General features: G+C 39.3%; 20 protein-coding genes. All 20 read right to left on the bottom strand.

The genetic code is table 11. The features are described from left to right. Window positions 1-5: 5 nt before the first annotated feature. Window positions 6-545 carry a hypoxanthine phosphoribosyltransferase gene (gene hpt / locus ACFQRG_RS17635; protein WP_380968533.1) on the bottom strand — a complete coding sequence of 180 codons (540 nt, stop codon included), beginning with the start codon at window positions 543-545 and terminating at the stop codon, window positions 6-8. Next, window positions 545-1,963, bottom strand: a complete 1,419-nt coding sequence (gene tilS / locus ACFQRG_RS17630; protein WP_380968530.1) for a tRNA lysidine(34) synthetase TilS — start codon at window positions 1,961-1,963, stop codon at window positions 545-547. The genes hpt and tilS overlap by 1 nt, the downstream gene beginning before the upstream one ends. A 42-nt stretch (window positions 1,964-2,005) precedes the next feature. Beyond that, complete coding sequence (locus ACFQRG_RS17625) at window positions 2,006-2,977, bottom strand: protein kinase domain-containing protein (RefSeq protein ID WP_380968528.1); 972 nt, start codon at window positions 2,975-2,977, stop codon at window positions 2,006-2,008. After that, a complete protein-coding gene (locus ACFQRG_RS17620) occupies window positions 2,943-3,677 on the bottom strand; it encodes a vWA domain-containing protein (RefSeq protein ID WP_380968525.1) in 735 nt (244 codons plus the stop codon). The genes ACFQRG_RS17625 and ACFQRG_RS17620 overlap by 35 nt, the downstream gene beginning before the upstream one ends. Before the next feature lie 64 nt (window positions 3,678-3,741). Further along, window positions 3,742-6,243, bottom strand: a complete 2,502-nt coding sequence (gene spoIIE / locus ACFQRG_RS17615) for a stage II sporulation protein E (RefSeq protein WP_380968523.1) — start codon at window positions 6,241-6,243, stop codon at window positions 3,742-3,744. A 201-nt stretch (window positions 6,244-6,444) separates the two neighbouring features. After that, on the bottom strand, window positions 6,445-6,852 hold the full coding sequence (locus ACFQRG_RS17610; RefSeq protein ID WP_380968521.1) for a S1 domain-containing RNA-binding protein: 408 nt from the start codon (window positions 6,850-6,852) through the stop codon (window positions 6,445-6,447). A gap of 72 nt (window positions 6,853-6,924) precedes the next feature. Then, entirely contained in the window at window positions 6,925-7,305 is a 381-nt protein-coding gene (locus ACFQRG_RS17605) for an FtsB family cell division protein (RefSeq protein ID WP_380968519.1), read from the bottom strand. Window positions 7,306-7,315: 10 nt separating this feature from the next. Further along, window positions 7,316-7,885 carry a spore cortex biosynthesis protein YabQ gene (yabQ, locus tag ACFQRG_RS17600; protein ID WP_380968517.1) on the bottom strand — a complete coding sequence of 190 codons (570 nt, stop codon included), beginning with the start codon at window positions 7,883-7,885 and terminating at the stop codon, window positions 7,316-7,318. Next, the gene (gene yabP, locus ACFQRG_RS17595; protein ID WP_380968515.1) at window positions 7,882-8,190 is read right to left on the bottom strand and encodes a sporulation protein YabP; all 309 of its coding nucleotides are present in this window, start codon (window positions 8,188-8,190) and stop codon (window positions 7,882-7,884) included. The genes yabQ and yabP overlap by 4 nt, the downstream gene beginning before the upstream one ends. 175 nt (window positions 8,191-8,365) lie before the next feature. Continuing rightward, a complete protein-coding gene (locus ACFQRG_RS17590; RefSeq protein ID WP_380968513.1) occupies window positions 8,366-8,626 on the bottom strand; it encodes an RNA-binding S4 domain-containing protein in 261 nt (86 codons plus the stop codon). Next, window positions 8,626-8,898, bottom strand: a complete 273-nt coding sequence (locus ACFQRG_RS17585) for an HU family DNA-binding protein (RefSeq protein ID WP_380968511.1) — start codon at window positions 8,896-8,898, stop codon at window positions 8,626-8,628. Before ACFQRG_RS17585 ends, ACFQRG_RS17590 begins: the two co-directional genes overlap by 1 nt. Window positions 8,899-9,002: 104 nt before the next feature. Further along, a complete protein-coding gene (gene yabN, locus ACFQRG_RS17580; RefSeq protein WP_380968509.1) occupies window positions 9,003-10,463 on the bottom strand; it encodes a bifunctional methyltransferase/pyrophosphohydrolase YabN in 1,461 nt (486 codons plus the stop codon). A 4-nt stretch (window positions 10,464-10,467) separates the two neighbouring features. Beyond that, on the bottom strand, window positions 10,468-12,072 hold the full coding sequence (locus ACFQRG_RS17575) for a putative polysaccharide biosynthesis protein (protein ID WP_380968507.1): 1,605 nt from the start codon (window positions 12,070-12,072) through the stop codon (window positions 10,468-10,470). Between the two features lie 299 nt (window positions 12,073-12,371). Then, window positions 12,372-12,908: a stage V sporulation protein T gene (gene spoVT / locus ACFQRG_RS17570; protein ID WP_380968505.1), complete on the bottom strand. Its 537-nt coding sequence runs from the start codon at window positions 12,906-12,908 to the stop codon at window positions 12,372-12,374. Between the two features lie 164 nt (window positions 12,909-13,072). Continuing rightward, complete coding sequence (gene mfd / locus ACFQRG_RS17565) at window positions 13,073-16,612, bottom strand: transcription-repair coupling factor (RefSeq protein ID WP_380968502.1); 3,540 nt, start codon at window positions 16,610-16,612, stop codon at window positions 13,073-13,075. Window positions 16,613-16,813: 201 nt separating this feature from the next. After that, window positions 16,814-17,044 carry an anti-sigma-F factor Fin gene (locus tag ACFQRG_RS17560; protein WP_380968500.1) on the bottom strand — a complete coding sequence of 77 codons (231 nt, stop codon included), beginning with the start codon at window positions 17,042-17,044 and terminating at the stop codon, window positions 16,814-16,816. Window positions 17,045-17,107: 63 nt separating this feature from the next. Further along, window positions 17,108-17,668 carry an aminoacyl-tRNA hydrolase gene (gene pth, locus ACFQRG_RS17555; protein WP_380968498.1) on the bottom strand — a complete coding sequence of 187 codons (561 nt, stop codon included), beginning with the start codon at window positions 17,666-17,668 and terminating at the stop codon, window positions 17,108-17,110. A gap of 101 nt (window positions 17,669-17,769) precedes the next feature. After that, a complete protein-coding gene (locus tag ACFQRG_RS17550; protein WP_380968496.1) occupies window positions 17,770-18,405 on the bottom strand; it encodes a 50S ribosomal protein L25/general stress protein Ctc in 636 nt (211 codons plus the stop codon). Between the two features lie 61 nt (window positions 18,406-18,466). Beyond that, a complete protein-coding gene (locus tag ACFQRG_RS17545) occupies window positions 18,467-19,417 on the bottom strand; it encodes a ribose-phosphate diphosphokinase (protein ID WP_380968494.1) in 951 nt (316 codons plus the stop codon). A 43-nt stretch (window positions 19,418-19,460) separates the two neighbouring features. After that, complete coding sequence (glmU, locus tag ACFQRG_RS17540; RefSeq protein ID WP_380968492.1) at window positions 19,461-20,834, bottom strand: bifunctional UDP-N-acetylglucosamine diphosphorylase/glucosamine-1-phosphate N-acetyltransferase GlmU; 1,374 nt, start codon at window positions 20,832-20,834, stop codon at window positions 19,461-19,463. Between the last annotated feature and the right edge of the window lie 58 nt (window positions 20,835-20,892).

Below are 20,892 nucleotides of genomic sequence, written 5' to 3'. Positions count from 1 at the left end.
AAGAATTAACTCTCATAGATTTCAGGTTTCAATATCCCAATGTACGGAAGGTTACGATACTTTTCCGCATAATCTAATCCGTAGCCGACCAGAAAGGCATCAGGAACAGTAAAACCAGTTAAATCCGGTACAATATCAACTTTGCGTCCTGTTGGCTTATCCAACAACGTGACAATTTTAATGGACCTTGCTTTGCGGTATTTTAATAAATCCACTAAATAGCTAAGCGTTAACCCGCTGTCTATAATATCTTCTACAATAAGTATGTCCCGTCCTTCAACCGAAGTATCCAGATCCTTTATAATCTTAACTTCCCCAGATGAGACTGTAGAATTCCCGTAACTTGAAACATCCATAAAATCAATTTCTAAATGAACCTGCATCCGCTTAATCAGGTCTGCCATAAACGGCAAGGCACCCTTAAGTATGCCAATGACGAGCGGAAATTGATCTTGATACTCTCTTGATAGAGTTTCACCCAGTTCAGTGACTTTATTCTGAATCTCTGCTTCAGTATAAAGTATTTCTTGCAAATCTTCCTTCATTACGCCTGCCTCCCAAAATCAGCTGTTGGTATAAAAGTTAATACAAGGTAATTTGTACTATTTACATCCATCGATGCCTTATCGCTGTGTCTTAACAATGGCAACCATAAAACATATCCATTTGCATCAACGACAACCGGCCACTCATCTCTTAATCTGCGGTCAATTTTGGCATTGATAAAAATGTCCTTAATCTTTTGTGTGCCGCTCATACCTTTTGGCGTGATACGGTCACCATTTTGCCGCGATCTGACAAGCAACGGTTGAATCACTTGATGATAAGGGCAAATAAAGCGGTTTAATCCCTTTCCATAGGCAGTAATATCGTCAGTAACTTTTGCTATTACCTTGCCGGACGGAACCTCTGTGACACCCGGAATGGCGAGAGCTGTTTGATAACCAGCCTGTTCCGCATCATTTTGACTGAAAGAAAACGTACATTGATCATATGACCGGACGGCAATCAGCCGATCAGGAAGATGCTGCATTCCTGATGGTTTATCAGAACGAAACCAATCCAATAGTGTCTCAATATGTATTGATTGAAGTGATGGCTCAATATGTTTGTTATGGTAAAGATAGTTTAATATTAGATGAATAATCCTTCTTTGTAAAGGAATCGGGGTACGAAGAAAATGCTGTATTGATATTGTCATTTGCTCTTGCCTTTTATTTGTCACAATATCAGACAGCTTTTCTTCCGCTAACTGATCCAAATAGTTATTATCATCATAAAGAATTTCACTGTCATGCTGAAAGCGTAAATGAACAAGCGGATTTTCTGTCTTTAAAAAAGGCAGAATAACTTTTCTAAAACGATTCCGAGTGTATTCATCAGATTCATTTGTTTTGTCAATTCTTGGTTCAATTCCATTTTTAAAACAATACTCTTCAATTTCCTTTTTGGTAACAATTAAAAATGGACGAATAACCTTTCCGCCCATAAATGGCCGGGACACTGGCATTCCTGCCCTTGCGGCGCCAAAACTGCCTCTTACCTGCCGCATGAGCATTGTTTCAATCTGATCATCGCCATGATGAGCGAGAGCCAGCATTGATGCGTTATATTTTTTCATAACATTACCGAAAACTTTGTAACGGCAATGTCTTGCGGCAGCTTCTGTACTCATGTGATGCTCCTCCTTAAATAGAGGTACATTCACACTTTTGCCTTCAAATAATATATCCTTTTGACTGCAAAAAGATGCAACATATTCTAAATCTTTACGGGAATCATCGCCTCGCAGCATATGATCAATACTGCATGCAACAATTTTAATATCCCATGATTGCTTTGCCTTATTTAAATAATCAAGCAGTGCCATAGAATCAGGACCGCCTGATACCCCGACAACAACCGTTGCGTGCGGAGTAATTAACTTGTGACGCCGTATAAACTGATCCACAATATATTCCAAGAAAAAGCCACCTTTATTCCTTAAAAGTTACCATTTAAAATTTTACATAACATACATCGTCAGGTAAAGAATATACAGGCCGGCGATGAACAAACCTAACATGAGTGTTACCTTCCACCCTCTTTTTCTTCGTCTTTTTTTTCTTTGTCTGGTTTGCCTGCTCGGCTGCGCAGGCTTTGTATAATAATTACGTTTATCCGAAGAAGAGGTTCCGCTTATTTTTTGTAAAAGTTCTTCTCTCATATCTTTTGCTCTAGTATATTTTCCCGTAATTGCCTTAATTAAAACCGATTGTAACAAACTCAACCGTTCATGTCTTTTAATATATTCTAGCAATTGCCTTTGAGCATTTTGCTGTTTTTCAAAACGTTTCCCCCCTGCCGCATAAACCAGAATCATTGCAGCGGCAAACAAATCATATTCCGCGTCCGCCTTTCGGTGGCCAAATCCCCAATATCCGCGATCAAAAAATTCAGTATACTCTTTGACTGAACGCCCGATTAATGTTACACCGCCGACATCGAGCCATCTAATTCGAAAACGCGGGCCAGAAACAATTAAATTTTCCGGCTTAAGATCTCCAAATATCCACCCCTCCCGGTGCAGTCTGTCTAAATCTTGCAGAAGCTGAAGCATAAATATACAGGCCCAATCAAAACCTTTTATTTTAAGGCATTCAACCAAAGAAATGCCATGGATGTAATCCATAGCATAAAAACTGATATTACTATGATAAGTCACCCAATCATCAACATCATACAAAGAAGGCCCCAGGGGTTCTCCTTGGACCTTTGATAATTTCTTTAAAACATTCACTTCGGTAGTCATTGATGAGCGATCTTTGCCGAATTTAACAGCCACTCTGCCAGCCGGCGAATGGGCCAGGTAAACCGTTCCCTGAGCACCGCTGCCCAAACGTTTAATGATTTGATAGGTGCGGTTGTGCCATTTCCCTGTAATCAATGTGCCAGAAGCTAAGTTAATATCCTGGTTCTTCATAGAATGATTCATCATCGGATAAGAAACTCCTTCTAGATGTTTTAGAAAAGGTTTGAATAGCTTCTTTAATGGCCGGGCCCGTAGGCGTAATACCTCCAGAAGCTAACTTTGAAAAGACACTGCTTATGCTGTCAATTTTCGGTGTCCAGGCCATCAACTTGCTGGTAGCTTGACGTTTCCCGGGAAATGAATACAAGCAAAACTGATTACTTCCCATACGTGAATTTAGACTGATTGACAAATCTAGTAAAGCTTCCTGAACAGTAGGCAATTTACTTTTCATACTGGCGCTTGTATCTACTAGAATACAGACTTCTAAATCAACCGTTTCTCCTAATTCATCGACGACTTCCATCACCTTGCCCCGCTTTTCCGGAGGAAGGTCTTCCATCGTTTCTTCATCACCAAGAATATGCTGTAATTCTTGATTAATAACGCCTTTAATTGTTTGGGTCATCGCTTGTCTAGTTACCATTTGAACCGTTTGTGATAATTGTTTTGTTTGCACAATTTGACTAATGCCGCCGCCAGCTAAAGCAATATCTTCTATTTCCCGTATACCGCCGTCATCTGATTGATGTTCATGTATCACACCGATCACATTAACAGCAATGCCTTGTTCTTTTGCTAAAGCCGCCATTGCAGCAGGGTCTTCACCTTGATTGGAACAGCCGTCAGTAATTAAAAGGATTTGTTTTAAAGTTCCCTTTTTCATTCCTGTTCACCCTCTCTTAACTTATCAATCATCATTGCCAAGAGATATGGGTTTTATACGGCTGCTATTGTGCTTTTCGGCGGAGTATATTGCCTCTTGTGTATGTTGGTATAGCCGCCCATTTTGGAATATGGTGCTTAATCTTTGCCACCACAATCGTCATATCATCCTCAATTAACCCTCCTCGTGTCCTTATCACTTCCTCCATTATTAAATCTGCAATATCTTGCGGTTCATCGGTTTCTAATTCTCTTATCTTTCTTTTCATCCACAGCTCTTTATTTTCAACATGCTTTGGACCGTCAAAGATGCCATCACTCATCATTATTAATAAATCACCTGCTTTTAATTGCTCGCTGACAACATCTACATCAAAGTCTTGAAGGATCCCCATCGGCAGATTGCCTGCTTCCACCATCATGACTTTGTCTCCGCGCTTTATAAAACTTGGATTAGATCCAATCTTCAGAAACTTTGCACTTGCATTTTGTAAATCAATCATAGCCAAATCCAATGTTGAGAAGATTTCATCTGTTGTTCTTAAAGAAAGGATTGAGTTAATAGACTTGATGGCAACAGTTTCGTCAATCCCCGACTTCAAAACTTTGGATAATAGCTTTAACGTTTCATTACTTTCTAAATAGGCTCTTTCACCATTGCCCATCCCATCACTGATCGCTAAAGCAAACTTTCCTGCCCCTAATTCAAAAGTAGAAAAGTTATCACCGGAAACCCAGCCTCCGCCTTTTGCTGTATGTGCGACACCGGTATCTATTTCAAATGTCCGTGCCGATGCAAACATGACCTGGTAATATCCATTTGGAATTGAATCATCATTCGTTTGTTTTTTGACAATAATATTCTCCCTAAGGATATCCGAAAGAATAGGGGCAATGAGTTTTTCACATTCACCATGACAATCGGATGGGAGTGTCATTTCGATATCTACCGCTCCTTCCTCAAGACTATAGATGTCTACATTTGCAACATCTAACCCAATTTCTTGCAGATTAATCATAATTTCTTCTTCCTGCTGCTGATGAGTATCTCCCTCCCTTTTTATTTCACGGGCAAAATCCCCCATTACCTGGGATACTCCCATTAACTGCTCCGCTACCAAGCGTCTTGATTCCTTCATTTTTTGCTTTAGCATTTTATGCTCATTAAAATGGGACTGCTCCTCAAAAATAGCTTCAGTCACTTTCTCCGGCTTCACACAGTGCGTTTGCCATTCTCTCTTTAACTTAGAATCTTTTAACATAGGCCCGTCTTCTGTTTGTTCCATAATCTGACTCATAAAATCATAGGTTTCATCAAAATGTTTTACCCAACAATATTCCTTCTTAAAGCAAGTTTGGCATGTTTTCTCTGTAATATTGCTTAAAAACAAATCCACCTCTTTTCCCGAGTTTTCTTCTTCACTATATAATTGCCCCGGTGTAAAACTATTCGATAATGTTTGAAACAGATTAGAAAATTGCTCAACCCTGTGGGCTGTCACATCCCGAAGTTTCTTCGAATATTGCTGCTCCTGAGCATGATATTCTTTCGTGCCTGGTATATATGAAGCGAGCTTTGATGAAATCGCTTTTGGCGTTAATAAGAACATGGCTACCGCAATGAGCGAGTCAATCATTGTGCTTGTTAAATGCTGATAACCTTGGCCATACAGCCCAATTAATAAGGTACCGATGATAAGCCCCAAGGAAACGCCTATTTTTCTTCCCTCTTTAAGCAGCCCTCCAAGCAAACCCGAGAACGCCAGCAAACTCATTTGATATAGACTGCTGACATTTGCCAAACTCAATATCAATCCGACAACAACGCCGACGGTTGATCCAATTGCCGCACCGCCAACATAAGAGAATAATAATACAAAGTAACGCGAGAAAACATGTTCCATTGATACTTGTCCAAGGTGCCAGCCAATTGTACCGGTTAAAACCGACGCAAGCATTATAATAAAACAAATAATTTCCTCATTTTTCAAAACCTTTGTCCTTACCTTTGTCGATAAGAGAGGCATACTTTGTAAAAAGATTAAGGTTAAAATAAACCCTAAACCGGACTCAACTAAGGCGATAAAGGCGCTTGATGTCTGCAATTGCCGCGTCATCATAAAATCATAGCCAAGCCTTGCGCCTGCACTGCTGAAGAAAACGAGATACGGCAATGCTTTTAAGTTATCCCTTTTAATAAACTTGATGGTAACCGCACGAAAAAGAATATAAACAACAACCGACGTAAGAACAAATAGTCCATGCTTTGGTGAAACAGTTACTCCTCCAGCTGCTAAACTCATAAAAGCCAACCAATACTTACTTCGTTTTAAGGCTAAAACTGTTGCAAAAAACGGAATAATAAACGGAGACATATTAGATAAAATTAAAGCTCGTCCAAGTAAAAAACCAATAATGATACAAAATGTTTCCCACCTAGCAAAGACTTTTAGCCACATGGTCTTAAAACTTAAAAATAAGCGTTGTTGGAAACGTTGTTGTTGTTTTGCCGTTGGTGTTAAAGCGCCTAATGCATGAGAATCAGGACTTTCAAAACGTTGTATCATAACTTGCACCACCCGTAAGTTATTATTGTATGTCCCATTAAAACACATTAGACTTTCGTAATTTGTCAAAACAGCAGAGAATATTCAAAAAACTCTTCGACGAAACACGTCACACGGTGAGTTTTAAATACACAAAAAAAGCACCCTGTAAGCCGGGTGCTTAAAATCTATATCTATTCTATATCGCTAAAGACAGCAAGCTTAGCCTCTTCTGGCGCCGCGTCCGCCGCGTTTTGATTCTGTTTGTCTTTTTAAAGCCGATAATCGGTCTTCACTGTCCTTAAGAAAACGCAGCATCTTATCTTCAAATGTTTGTTCTTTGTTGAAACGCTTTCCCCTTTGACCGCCTTTTGGTCTCGGCTTAGGTTTTGGCTTATCGACAGCTTTACGGATTGACAGGCCAATTTTACCGTCAGACTCAACTTGGAGAACCTTAACCGTTACCTCGTCACCTACCGATAAAACTTCATTAATATCTTTTACATAGCGGTCAGCAACTTCACTGATGTGTACCAAACCTGTCTTGCCGCCCGGCAGATCAACGAAGGCCCCGAAGTTTGTAATACCTGACACTTTCCCTTGCAACTTGCTGCCTACTTCTATTGACATAAAAGAAATGCTCCTCCTAAAAAAAATAGTATATATAATTTATATTATTATACATAATGAAAAAAGAGCATGTCAATGTTTGTCAGTATCGTGAGAAGGGAAAATAATTTCACCTTTTTTAGACAATAAAAAGTCCTTGCGAGCCAATTCTCCAATATAATCCTTATTATGTAAAAGACGGACTTTACTTCGATAAACCTTCTCATTGTGTTTTTCATCTTTCAGTTTTTTTTCAAGCTGCTCTTTTTGAGTTTCTTTTTGTTCGATTTGACTTCTTTGAGATAAAATGACGGATACCATGCCCCCAACGACAACAGCCAAGATAATGACAAATACTGTTAGACGGCGAATTAATCCTTTCCGCCGTTTTCGCATCTTTTTTTCGTGTATTTCTTTTGATGCAACATAATCAGTGTTTATCGATGTTACACCAAACTTTCCGGTTGGATTCATGGTACCCCTCCTACCTGAATTTCTTCGTAAACCGATCAAAAAACCTTAAGATAACATAAAGAAACTTTACCGTTCTATCAATAAAAGATTGAGGCACTAACCATTTGATTAACCATTTAAATGGAAAAATAATCACTGTGATGATAAATAAGACAGCGCTCAATAAAACACTAATTAATATCTTACATGATCTATAGAGAAGCTTCAATAGTATCCAAACAGGTTGTACAATGATGATTTTTATAAGTGTATAAATTGCTGATACCGTTCTGACAACAATTAAGATTAACCCTTCCAGTATCTTCTCATAAATCCTTTGAAAAAGTGCTTTATAGGCACAATAACCTATCGCCAAGGCTATAAATATATAAAAGCGGATGAGACCCTCATTTACTTCCAAAAGGACAAAAAAGACCAGTAAGCCTTGGAAAGCCCAGAAAAGCGTATCGGTGATAATCATAATCCAATGCCATCTTTTCCTGGGGCGGATAAAACGATGATAGGTCGATAAAGAGGCTCCGATCCATATCCCCATGGCAGTCATTGCAATTATTGTGGAGAATTGCTCTGGTAAAGTCATTTAAACAATTTGCTAAAGAAACCTTTAGAATTTTCTCCGTATTGATCATCAAGGTAGCTGATGTCAAAAATTTTTCCCTCAATGACCACTATCCCTTGCTCAACGTTCAAATTTTGCATTTTTAAATGACTGCCTTTAATAGCTAAAAAGCCCATAACCGTTTCTAAGAGAAATTCTTCATGATCAAAACTTTCGACATGTTTTACGCCGGTAATTTCAATCTTCTTACGGCTCTTCATTATGATATCATGGTTCGGTGATGGCTTGTCTTTATTATTCATGGGTTGAGAATAATAATGATCCATTGCTCTCCCTCCTCTTTGTTTAATTGTTATGAGGGAGAGAATCATTTTAGAACAAGCTGTTTTATATTTTACTATCGGAAAATAACCTTACAGCATGTCAAGCAGGTTCGCAGCAACTGCCAAAATTTAGTTCGTTCTGTTTGTTTTAAAAAGAAGGGATAAATACTATCCCTTCTCATTTGTTAACCGGCTCTTCGCTTATCACTTCGTAAAGCGTCCCGGCTTCGTCCTTCTTAACTGTTTCCTTAAGTTCTGTCACCTTTACAGTTAATACCTTCTGACCGTAATGAATGCGCAGAGTGTCTCCTGCTTTAATGTCGGAACTTGCTTTACCTTGCTGACCATTGATGTCAACACGGCCTTGATCAGCCAATTCTTTAGCTACAGTTCGCCGCTTTATAAGACGGGAAACTTTCAAAAACTTATCTAACCGCATTATTTCACAGCTTCTTTTAGTTTATTTCCGGCACGGAAAGCAGGAACCGTTGATGCAGGAATATTAATCGTTTCGCCGGTTTGAGGGTTTCTTCCTGTACGGCTTGAACGTTCTCTGGTTTCAAATGTGCCAAATCCGACAAACTGAACTTTTTCATCTTTTTTAAGAGCTTCAGTAATTTCATCAAGAAGTTCATTAACGACCAATTCAACATCTTTTTTTGTCAATCCGCTTTTTTCAGAAATATTGTTAACTAATTCATTTTTATTCATCTTTAAAATCCTCCTTTTACTTCATAAAACAATTTTAGTTAGCAAAGACCAGCTTTTTTATTTTACCAATCTTATTCTCTGTTCGATAGCATTATCCTTCTTTATCATTCATTTTCTTTAGAAGCTTCCCAGATATAATCCATTTGTTCTAAAGTCAGATCATTGATTGATTTACCTTCTTGACGGGCACAGTGCTCAATATAAGTAAATCGTTTAAGGAATTTACGATTTGTCCGTTCCAATGCAAGAAAAGGGTTAATTCCTTTCCATCTTGCCACATTGATGACTGAAAAAAGGAGATCGCCAATCTCCAGTTCCAAGTGATCAGGCTGGTTTTCAGCATCCTTAACCTCTTTTAACTCTTCATCCACTTTCTCCCATACAGATTGTATATCTTCCCAATCAAACCCTGCTTTGGCTGCAAGTTTTTGATATTCTAATCCCTTTAGAAGCGGAGGCAAAGCCTGATTAACATCGTTAAGTATTGATGAATCTTTTTTTACTCCTTTTTCCTCAGCCTTGATTTGTTCCCAATTTGTTACTACCTCGTCAGCATTTTTAACATGTTCATTAGAAAAAACATGCGGATGTCTTCTGATCATTTTTTCCGTAATGGACCTAATGACATCATCAATTGAAAAATATCCTTCGTCTTCGCCAATTTGTGCATGAAGCATGACCTGTAAAAGAACGTCGCCTAACTCTTCTGCCAAATGATCATCATCTTGCTGATCAATTGCTTCTAGAACTTCATACGTCTCTTCTACCAAATATCTCTTCAATGATTCATGCGTCTGTTGTCGATCCCAAGGACAGCCTTCAGGGCTGCGGAGTTTTCGGATGACTTTTCTAAGCGACGGGAACGTATGGGTTAATAAGTCCGGATCCTTAACCGGCGGAACATATACACTGGTCAGATTATCTACCTCGATACTATGGTCGAGTTCATGTAACGGCACATGAATCACCTTTTCATTTTCATGACCGCAAGCTGTGACGATAACTACCGGGTAATCATAGGGAAGGTGTTCAAGAAGAACAAGCTTGACCTCCGAAGCAACAAAAGCATCATAGACCTGACAAATAACCAGATGCTGGTGTAAGGAGATCTCATCACCATCCAGATCCATCGCATTAACAAAATTTAATCCTTCTATTGGGTCCATCTTAAGTGCTGTAAATAACGGATCAAGAAAGCTTTGCCCGCCGATGATATTTACTGAAATCTCCTCTTGATTTTGAGCATCGTCTAACAACAACTGAACAGTGCGTTCCGCCACCATTGGATGGCCGGGTACCGCATAGACAATCTCTTCATATTGGCCGGCCTCTTTAAGGAGGGTTTTAACAATTTGTTCATAAACCCCTTCAAATGTGCCTTGATCGGTATAAATATGGTCAAAGGATTGGTATTCAATCCCTTCATTTTTCAAATCCTGAACAACAGGATGATCCGCCGTTCTTAAAAAGAGCTTGTTTGTCTCTTTTAATTTCTTATATATGCCAAGTGTCAGTTGATCTATCCCGCCGGCTCCAAGCCCAATAATTGTTATCTTACAAGCCATTATTTCACTCCTTTACTCTCACTTTTTTCGATTTATTTAACCACTTCTCAACGATTGGGAGATGTCTCAGTTCATCATCTTTAAAAAAATTCAATTTAATGATTAACATAAAAAAGGCGCCTCCCCCTATAAAAACGCTTGTTAAAGCGACTACAGCAGCATTCATACGAGATACTTCATCAAAATGCAGGACAGCAAAAACCATTTTCCAAATGATAATTGAACATGTCATCACTAATAATGACAGTATCAATTTCCATTTATCCTTTAAAGTAAAAAGTGAAATCCGGTAAACTTTCTTTACTTGATTTAAATTTAGACAAGCAACAAGTCCCATGGACAGACTTGTAGCCACTGCGGAACCTGTAATTCCGAGACGCGGGACAAGCACGGTATTTAAACAAACTTTAACGACAAGAGCCGCTAATAAATAAGCAACAGGCTGCCAAATTGATTTTCCCCCTTGTAAAATACCTGCCGACGGTACAACAATGATAATCCATAAAAGATTAAAAGACATATAGAACATGGCGAGCGTCCCTTTAGTATCTTCAAAAAGCATATGATTCGTCTCCCCCGAAATTAATGCCAGTCCTAAAGCAGCCGCTAATCCAAATATTATACATACCCGTAAGGAAAATTTGATCTGGTCGATGAGGTCATCACCGGGTGATTCTTCCCTTATTTTAGCAACCGCCGGGACGATTGAAGCCGTTAATGCGCCTGCCACAGTCACCCCTATTTGTATTAACGGAAAAGACCGATCATATACACCTTCCAATACCTTCGCATGCCCCCAGTGGAAATGCTTAAGAAGCGGCACAAGTGTCAGCGAATCGATGAACTGGAAAGATATCAATGTCAGTGAAGTTAATGTAAAGGCAATGCCTTCTTTTAAAAGTCTTTTAATAAAGGGGACATCAACTTTAACATGCCCGAATCTTTTACTGGAATGGGTTTGTTTTACCTTTATCTTATTTTTTCTCCTAAAAAAGAAAAAACAAAGGATAGAAATTGAAGCTATCGGCGCTATCATTGAACCAAAAGCCGCCGCCGTCCCAAATTGATACGGCGTCCCGCTTCTATAAAACAGGATGAAAGACAAACCCAAAATCAAACCTACCCGCAGCGCTTGTTCACCTACTTGTGACGCGGCAGTAGGCGTCATATTATATAAACTGCCCTGAAAATAACCGCGTAACACAGCAAGAAAAGGAACAAAGAGGTAGATAAAGGAAATCGTTCGAATAGGTGCGGCAAGAAGAGGGTCAGCCATCACCCTGGCAATAAATTCGGCTCCTCCAAACAAAATAATAAAAATTAAAAATGACAGCCCGCCGACAGCCATACTGGCATTAACAAACACTTGCCGCTGCCCTTTCGAATTATCAGCTGAATGTTCAGCCATCAATTTTGAAATCAGGACAGGAAAGCTTGTCCCTCCCATCACAACCGCAAGGGAATAAAAAGGATAGATTTGTTGATAAACGTAAAAGCCGACATCACCCGCTAAATTTTGATAAGGGAGCCGATAGACAGCACTGAGGACTTTAACAATCATAGCAGCAATGCTAAGAATAAGAGCCCCTCTCCATATATGATGATTCATGGTATTTCACCTTTTCAAGGATATTAAAAATGCCCGGGAAATATTTATCCGCATAAAAAATAGAACGTGTACTTTTCCTAAACTGGATATATTATATCAAAAACATAATAAGAAAACCCGCCGGATGGCGAGTTGCGAAAAGTATAATATATATTTCAGTGCTTTTTTCCGAAAAGGTTGTTCAAAGAAGTGTCTCGGTCCCGTCGTAAAGCTGCAAGAGGTTATTCAAGCGGCAGCTTTACGACACGGTGTTTCTGCAAAGAAATGAAATAAAAGCTTGTACATTTATTAATAAAGCATCACGATTCCATTTGTCTTGCCAGGAAGCCTGCAGCTGTTTCTGCCAATTTCAGTTCTACTTCACCTAATGTTTTATCTTCTTTTGCTATCAACATGACAGCGCCTATTGGGTCACCGCCGGAAATAATCGGCGATATCACGTAAGCGCCAGTAACTTCACCGGCACCTTCGACTAATTCGTGATTACCTTTTTCCTCTTGAACTGACTTTCGGTTTTCCATTGCCTTTTCAACGGTGCTTGATATATTTTTATCCAGGTAATCTTTTTTGGCTCCTCCGGAAACCGCTATGATGGCGTCCCGATCGGCGATTAAAGCTACACTGCCCGAGTTTTCGGACAAGGCTTCCGCATATTCTTGTGCAAAATCACCCAATTCGCTAATGGGAGAGTATTTCTTTAAAATGACTTCACCTTCCCGATCTACAAAGATCTCCAAAGGATCCCCTTCTCTAATACGTAACGTTCTGCGAATTTCTTTTGGAATCACTACACGTCCTAAGTCATCGATACGACGTACTATTCCTGTTGCTTTCATATTCTAAGATGCCCTCGCTTTCACTTTCAATAATGTCTAAGGTGTCATAAATAATGATATTGTAATATTTCTTGCTCTTATTATTTACGTCGTTTCCATAACTATGCACGCTTTTGAAATTATTAGTAAGTGTTCAAAAAGGAGGGCAAACTTTTGCAACTTCTTTAGTTAGCGATAGGGATATTTGACTGTCCCTCATAAATCTTTTCGATTAGGCTGTAAAAGTCATTTAACTGTTTACTTGGGGACGCTTTATCAACCTTAATCGATAATTTGATTTTTTGTCCGTCAGCACCGATACCCATTTGTCTTCCTCTTTCACTGACGACCTCAAATAACTTCACACGATCTATTTTCTCAGATCCTTCTTCAGAAAAAGTAAGGGTCATTTGATTATTATTTTGCTTAATCGTCTCAATTTGCAGCTCATGGGCTATGACATTAATTTTAGCAACAGTAAATAGATCAACAACTTCTTGAGGATAGTCACCGAAACGATCAATCATTTCATCATGAAGTTCATTAACGTCGCTTAATGTTTCAATGGATTTAAATCGTTTATACATATCTATTTTTTGCAGAGAATCTTCGATATAAGTCTCTGGAATATAAGCATCAGCATCAATCGTAATGCCGACTTGATGCTCATGTTTGGCTTTAACGGTTCCTTTTCTTTCTTCAATAGCATCCTTCAGCATTTTCGAATATAAGTCAAAACCGACAGAATCAATAAAACCATGCTGTTGGGCGCCAAGCAAATTACCTGCGCCGCGGATGGACAGATCCCGCATCGCGATTTTAAATCCTGAACCAAGTTCTGTAAATTCTTTAATAGCCTGAAGGCGTTTCTCTGCTACTTCATTAACCACTTTGTCGCGCTGGTACGTGAAATAAGCATAAGCAACACGGTTAGACCGGCCAACACGCCCGCGCAGCTGGTACAACTGGGATAAACCCATTCTATCAGCATCATAGACGATCAAAGTATTTACATTGGGTATATCAACACCTGTTTCAATAATAGTTGTGCTGACTAACACATCATACGCACCTTCAAGAAAATCAACCATAACGGCCTCAAGCTCATTCTCTTTCATTTGGCCGTGAGCAAAGGCAACTCGCGCATCCGGTACAAGTGCTGAAATTTGTTCGGCCATTCTTTGAATGGATTCAACCCGGTTATAAAGAAAATAAACTTGTCCATCCCGCGCCAGTTCCCTCTCAATCGCTTCACGAATTAATGTCCCGCTATACTCCGTCACATAGGTTTGAACCGGAAAACGATTCTCTGGAGGCGTTTCGATAATTGATAAATCACGAACCCCGAGCATCGACATATGCAATGTTCTTGGTATTGGTGTGGCCGTAAGTGTCAATACATCAACATTGGCCTTCATTCTTTTTATTTTTTCTTTATGTGTGACGCCAAAACGCTGCTCCTCATCGACGATTAGCAGCCCTAAATCTTTAAAAACAATATCTTTTGATAATAAACGGTGAGTGCCGATCACCATATCAACTGTACCCTTTTTCAATCCTTTTATTGTTTCCTGATGCTCTTTACGGGTGCCGAACCTGCTTAAAACACTGATATTAACAGCAAAATCTTCAAACCGTTCTTTCGCTGTTTCGAAGTGCTGCTGGGCAAGAATCGTCGTCGGAACTAAAAATGCCACTTGCTTGCCTTCAGCAATCGCTTTAAACGCTGCTCTAAGCGCTACTTCAGTTTTCCCGTAACCTACATCGCCGCATAATAAGCGGTCCATTGGTTTGATATTTTCCATATCCTTTTTAATTTCTTCAATCGCTTGAAGTTGGTCATCTGTTTCCTGATAAGGGAAGGCAGCTTCAAATTCATGCTGCTCAGGGCCATCTTTTTGAAAGGCATGACCCTGGCTTGCTTCACGTTCCGCATAAAGTTTAATAAGGTCATCCGCAATGTCTTGTACAGAAGATTTGGCTTTGCTTTTAACACGTTTCCATTCACTTCCGCCAAGCGCGTATAACTTGGGTTCCTTTCCTTCAGACCCTACGTACTTCTGAACCTGATCAATGTTTTCAACCGGAACGTATAATTTATCGTTGCCCTTGTAGACGATTTGTAAATAATCTTTATGAATCCCGTTGACTTCTAAAGTTTCAATACCTATATATTTACCAATCCCATGATCAACATGGACAACATAGTCGCCAATTTTTAGTTCATTATAATTTTTTAACCGTTCTGCACTGGAAATTTTCTTTTGCCGTCTTGAAGCCTTAGGCGCTTTGTTCGCAAAAACTTCTTTTTCTGTAATAACAACAAGCTTCTGCTGCGGAAGTTCAAATCCGCCGTCAAGATGTCCGGTTACGATTTGCCTCTTACCGGGGGCCGGTCTTGTTTTATCTTCAACAAATTGCGCTTCAATGCCGTAATCTGACAATACATCTTCCATACGTTTGCCGCGGTCATGATTGGCCGCAAGCAGCACAACGGCATAATTGCCCTTTTCCCAGCGCTCACACTCATGTTTTAATACATTAATTTGTCCATGGAAATTTTGCATAGAACGGCAAGAAATATTAATGATGTTCTCCGGTTGAATATACCCGTGGTGTCTGAGAAACAGCGACAAGTATAATACCGGATGATTAATGATCTGGTTAAAATCCTGCCAATCTAAAGATAATGAAACCCCCGATACAATCTCGCCTTTTTGTAATAATGCGGTTTGCCATTCCGCTTCTTCTTTATCCAGCTGTTCCGACATTTCTTGAACTCTACTAATTTCATCGACAATAATCAAAGAATCTTTTGGAAGATAGCTCAAAAGCGTTGATTCTGTCTCATAAAAAAATGTTGTATACTTGGCATTTCCTTGAAAAGGCTGATGCTCTTTTAACTGTTCTATCTCATAGCCTATATTTTCAGTTAAGAGTTCTTTAACCTGTTTGTCTTTAACCTTCTTTAATGTACTGGCGAGCCCTTTTTCAAGTTTATCAGCAGCTAACTGGTATTGGCTGTCAAATAAAATCAGTTCTTTAGCCGGTCCAATCGTAATTTCTTCTACTTTATCTTCCGATCTTTGTGTATCGCTATCAAAATAGCGAATAGAATCAACTTCATCATCAAACAGTTCAATTCTTACCGGATAGTCCTCTGTTAAAGGGTAAATATCAATAATTCCCCCCCGGACACTAAATTCTCCAGGCCCATTAACCATTGTTTCTCTTTCATAACCAATAGCTGTCAATGTCTTAATTAATGAATCAAGATCAACAGTTCCGCCCATTTTTAAATGAATAAGACTGGATGCCCATAATTTTTCCGGGGCGAGATATCTTTTGACACCGGCAATTGGAGCAATAATAACGCTATTTTCCTTTTGAGCAAGCCGATTTAATACTTCTATGCGCTGAGCCCGTAATTCAGGACTGGCGATTGAAATTTCTGAGGCTATTAAATCGTTAACCGGGTATAAATAGACTTGTTCTGAACCAAGACAATCCTCTAAATCATCATACAGCTTCTGGGCTTGATACAAATTATGCGTCACGATAAGCAGCGGTTTTTTCCGTCTCTTGTAAATAGAAGCCATCCATAGCGATTTAGCAGCATTTGTTAAACCTGAAACAAGCTGCTGCTTCATACCGCCTGCAAACCCATCAAGTACTGTATCTAAATCCATTAATTTTTCTGAAAAGTATCTTTCTAACCCCAACATAGGAATCCCCTCCCTTTTACTCCATGTTCAAAAAAGAGGAACGAGCGTTACATCTCGAACTGCTGCGTGCTGCCGCGAGAATTGGCGCTGCCTCTTCAAATAATCGCCAGCGAAGGATCACCGCTTTAACGCACCTTTTTCCTCTGCCTTTTAAACATTTTCTTTAAGCGGAAAAATGCTTTGGCTGGACCAAAGCGACTTTCACTGTATAAATGTATCCCACTGATGAAATTCGGGGTTTCTTTCTAAGGCTTCCTGGCAATCTTCACATATCGTTTTAACGTGAATACTGCCGGCATGATCATAGTGTATCATTGATTCGCGTTCTTTTACGGTTAAATGATCGAAACCTAGCTTATCAGCATTAAAAACATCGCCTTGGATATGCCCTACTTTTGTGCCGCAATGACGGCATGTATAGTAGACATCCATATTATTCGGCCTCCTAACATAGGTTCTGCTAGGAGTAGTATTGTCTTACTATACTTTTTTTATTCAACTATTAAAACGGTTCATAACTTGTTCGAAGGAATGTTTTGTCCAATAAGCACTGGCTTCTTTTGCTTTTTCAATCGCTTGACTTATGGTATCTTTTTCATTTTCGCCAAAACGCTGCAATACATAATCAATAACCGGTTGTCTGCCGTCAGGTCTGCCAATACCAACCCTTATCCTTTTAAAATCTTGCGTCCCCAAATGGGCTATTAATGATTTTATACCATTATGCCCGCCGGCGCTTCCTTTTTTTCGTAAGCGTATTTTGCCGACCGCTAAATCCATATCGTCATAAATAACGAGTAAATCGTCTATGGATAACTTATAAAAATTCATTAAAGGGGCAACAGCTTCTCCGGATAAATTCATGTATGTTAATGGTTTCACAAGAAGAATATCCTCATCGTTAATCTTGCCCTTGCCGTATAATGCATTAAATTTTGTTTTTGTTAATGGTATTTGATGCTTTTCTGATATCGCATCAATCGCTTCAAAGCCTATATTATGTCTTGTATGTTCATATTTAGAACCAGGATTCCCTAATCCAACGATTAGTTTCACAAATAAGACACTCCATTCATCTGTCTTGATATGTCTGTAAATTATATATTACATAGCGAAACAGGCGCAACCTAACAGGATGCGCCTGTTGCTTAAAATATTTACTCTTTGTCCTCTTTATCGCCTGAACCCTTTTCGTCAACTAATTCCGGTTCTTCAGGCTCTTCATCAGCGGTTTCTTCTTCAAGTTTTGTAGGCGGTTGAACCGAAGCTATAACTTCATTTTCCTCATCAAGCACTTCAACATCGAGCTTATCTAAAATATCCGCGACTCTTAATGAGTCTCCCACATTAAGTTCGGAAATATCTGCTTCAATATGGTTTGGAATATTCCCAGGCAATGCCCGTATGTTTAATTCAACAAGAGGCTGTTCAACAACCCCGCCTTCTTTTTCGCCGATGGATTCTCCCGTTAATGTCACAGGAACAACCGCATCAATTTCAGACTTCATATCAATTTTCAGAAAATCGATATGGACAATTTCACCTTTAAGATTATCATATTGGATTTCATGAGCCATAACCGGATAAGACTTATTATTATCCAAATTCAAGTTTATGACAGCATTGCGTCCTTCATTTCTTAAAAGACGTAACATATCGCTTTCTTCTACTGCAATCGTTTGATTACTGATATCTTTGCCGTATACAATAGCAGGGATTTTTCCTTTGCGTCTTAATCCCTTCGTTAATGACCTTCTAGATTCATCTCGATTTATCACATTCAAAGTTGACATATAAGACACTCCCTTTCTCTACTATATACAATTACCCTTTTTCTATCAGTTTAAAACCTATTTAATCAAACAATTTACTTACTGATAATTTTTCATGAACACGGATCACTGCCTCACCCAAAAGCGGCGCTACCGACAACTGAGTAATTTTTTCAATTTGTTTTTCTTCCGGTAACGGAATCGTATTTGTTACGACAAGCTCGCCGATACAGGAATTTTCAATTCTTTCGATAGCAGGTCCTGAAAGAACAGGGTGCGTACAACAAGCAAATACTTTATTTGCCCCGTTTTCAATTAAAGCATTCGCAGCCAAAGTGATCGTTCCAGCCGTATCAATAATATCATCAATAATGATCGCTGTTTTCCCTTCAATATTACCGATAATGTTCATGACTTCGGCCACGTTCGGCTTTGGTCTTCTTTTATCAATAATGGCTATCGGCGCTTTTAAGCGGTCCGCCATTTTTCTTGCCCTTGTAACGCCGCCATGGTCAGGGGAAACAACTACAATGTCATTTAATTCTTTACTAATAAAATAATCCGATAAAATAGGCACACCAAGGAGCTGATCAACAGGAATATCAAAGAACCCTTGAATCTGAGTCGCATGCAGATCCATTGTAATGACCCGGGTGGCGCCTGCTGTTTCTAATAAATTGGCGACTAACTTTGCAGTAATAGGCTCTCTTGCCCGGGCTTTGCGATCTTGGCGCGCATATCCGTAATATGGAAGGACCACATTGATTGTTCTTGCCGATGCCCTCTTTAAAGCATCAATCATAATAAGCAGTTCCATCATATGTTTATTAACAGGATCACACGTAGATTGGATGACATAGACATCACAACCGCGGACACTCTCTTCAATATTGATTTGAATTTCTCCATCGCTGAATTGTGTTACTGAACATTTTCCTAAATGAATACCTATATGCTGAGCAATTTCTTTCGCTAACTCCCGGTTTGAGTTAAGAGAAAAAACTTTTAAATTTGGATCTAAATAATTGGCCATCCTTACGGTCCCTCCGTGGTTTTTTATAGTACTTTAATATCCTTTATTTCTTTAAATTCAGTTTATCGACATAATTTTCTTTGTTAACTTGACGTGATCTGGCGATTGCCAGTGCATGATCATTGACGGAACTCGTAATTGTCGAACCTGCAGCAACAAACGCATCTTTTCCGACTGTTACTGGTGCAACAAGATTGACATTGCAGCCGACAAATGCGCCATCTTCAATTTTAGTCAGGTGTTTATCCTTGCCGTCATAATTAACTGTGATTGATCCGCAGCCCAGGTTAACGCCGCTGCCTACTTCTGCATCACCTACATAGCTAAGATGAGATGCTTTGCTTCCGTTTCCTATCGTCGATTTTTTCACTTCGACAAAGTTGCCGATTTTAACTTCATGTCCAATTTTTGATAGAGGGCGTATATGAGTAAACGGTCCAATATTAACATCGTTACCGATTTCACTGTCATGAACGACAGATTGTTTGATGTTTGCCCCATCGCCAATTTCGCTGTCTTTTATCTCTGTATAAGGGCCAATGTTACAATTTTCGCCAATTTTTGTTTCTCCATCAATGATACTGCCCGGATAAATTGTCGTATCCATTCCAATAACAGCATCTGGTGAAATATACGTGTCATCAGGGTTAATAATTGTCACTCCCTGGCGCATATGCCGTTCATTGATTCTTCTTCTCATAAAAGACTCTGCTCTGGAAAGGGCGACCCTATCATTCACGCCAATGGTTTCTTCGAATGAATCGGCCATGTAAGCTGCAATTTTTTGACCTTCATTTTGTAATATTTCAATGACATCCGGTAAGTAATATTCACCTTGGGAGTTATTATTATTTACTTTTTCCAGGGAATTAAATAACTTTTGATTATCGAAGCAGTAAATCCCCGTATTAATTTCTTTAATTTCCTTCTCTTGAGGCATTGCGTCCTTATCTTCTACAATGCGTTCAACAAGCTGATTATCATTGCGGATAACCCTGCCGTAACCTGAAGGATCTTCAGCAAAGGCAGTTAAGACCGTAACAGCTGCCTTTTCATTTTCATGATGACTTAACAGGGCGTCAATTGTTTCTTTCTTAATAAGCGGTGTGTCACCGCAAAGGACAACCGTTGTACCCTCAAGACCTTTAAGAGAATCAGCTGCTTGCATAACAGCGTGAGCGGTCCCTAATTGCTCAGCTTGAAGACCATATTCCACAGAATGACCAAGTTGTTCCTTGACAGCATCTGCACCGTGTCCTATGATAGTAACAATCTTTTCAAATTCTAAATCGCTGACTTGATCAACTATATGTTGAATCATTGGCTTTCCGCATACACGGTGCAATACTTTATATAGTTTTGACTTCATTCTTGTACCTTGTCCGGCAGCAAGAATGACAGCATAACGCTTTGACATTTGGAAACCTCCATCATATAAATGTGTTCAAAAAAGACTTTTTGAACATCCTTTATAA

Source organism: Scopulibacillus cellulosilyticus (genome assembly GCF_042665295.1).
GTDB classification, from domain to species: Bacteria; Bacillota; Bacilli; order Bacillales; family Sporolactobacillaceae; genus Scopulibacillus_A; species Scopulibacillus_A cellulosilyticus.
Note: the sequence above shows the minus strand (reverse complement) of the source record. Positions and strands in the feature narration are given on the sequence as shown.

Coding starts and splice junctions, on each gene's coding strand:
- hpt (WP_380968533.1), bottom strand. CDS start 545: ATGAAGGAAGATTTGCAAGAAATACTTTATACTGAAGCAGAGATTCAG.
- ACFQRG_RS17625 (WP_380968528.1), bottom strand. CDS start 2,977: ATGATGAATCATTCTATGAAGAACCAGGATATTAACTTAGCTTCTGGC.
- ACFQRG_RS17620 (WP_380968525.1), bottom strand. CDS start 3,677: ATGAAAAAGGGAACTTTAAAACAAATCCTTTTAATTACTGACGGCTGT.
- spoIIE (WP_380968523.1), bottom strand. CDS start 6,243: ATGATACAACGTTTTGAAAGTCCTGATTCTCATGCATTAGGCGCTTTA.
- ACFQRG_RS17610 (WP_380968521.1), bottom strand. CDS start 6,852: ATGTCAATAGAAGTAGGCAGCAAGTTGCAAGGGAAAGTGTCAGGTATT.
- ACFQRG_RS17605 (WP_380968519.1), bottom strand. CDS start 7,305: ATGAATCCAACCGGAAAGTTTGGTGTAACATCGATAAACACTGATTAT.
- yabQ (WP_380968517.1), bottom strand. CDS start 7,885: ATGACTTTACCAGAGCAATTCTCCACAATAATTGCAATGACTGCCATG.
- yabP (WP_380968515.1), bottom strand. CDS start 8,190: ATGGATCATTATTATTCTCAACCCATGAATAATAAAGACAAGCCATCA.
- ACFQRG_RS17590 (WP_380968513.1), bottom strand. CDS start 8,626: ATGCGGTTAGATAAGTTTTTGAAAGTTTCCCGTCTTATAAAGCGGCGA.
- ACFQRG_RS17585 (WP_380968511.1), bottom strand. CDS start 8,898: ATGAATAAAAATGAATTAGTTAACAATATTTCTGAAAAAAGCGGATTG.
- yabN (WP_380968509.1), bottom strand. CDS start 10,463: ATGGCTTGTAAGATAACAATTATTGGGCTTGGAGCCGGCGGGATAGAT.
- ACFQRG_RS17575 (WP_380968507.1), bottom strand. CDS start 12,072: ATGAATCATCATATATGGAGAGGGGCTCTTATTCTTAGCATTGCTGCT.
- spoVT (WP_380968505.1), bottom strand. CDS start 12,908: ATGAAAGCAACAGGAATAGTACGTCGTATCGATGACTTAGGACGTGTA.
- mfd (WP_380968502.1), bottom strand. CDS start 16,612: ATGTTGGGGTTAGAAAGATACTTTTCAGAAAAATTAATGGATTTAGAT.
- ACFQRG_RS17560 (WP_380968500.1), bottom strand. CDS start 17,044: ATGGATGTCTACTATACATGCCGTCATTGCGGCACAAAAGTAGGGCAT.
- ACFQRG_RS17550 (WP_380968496.1), bottom strand. CDS start 18,405: ATGTCAACTTTGAATGTGATAAATCGAGATGAATCTAGAAGGTCATTA.
- ACFQRG_RS17545 (WP_380968494.1), bottom strand. CDS start 19,417: ATGGCCAATTATTTAGATCCAAATTTAAAAGTTTTTTCTCTTAACTCA.
- glmU (WP_380968492.1), bottom strand. CDS start 20,834: ATGTCAAAGCGTTATGCTGTCATTCTTGCTGCCGGACAAGGTACAAGA.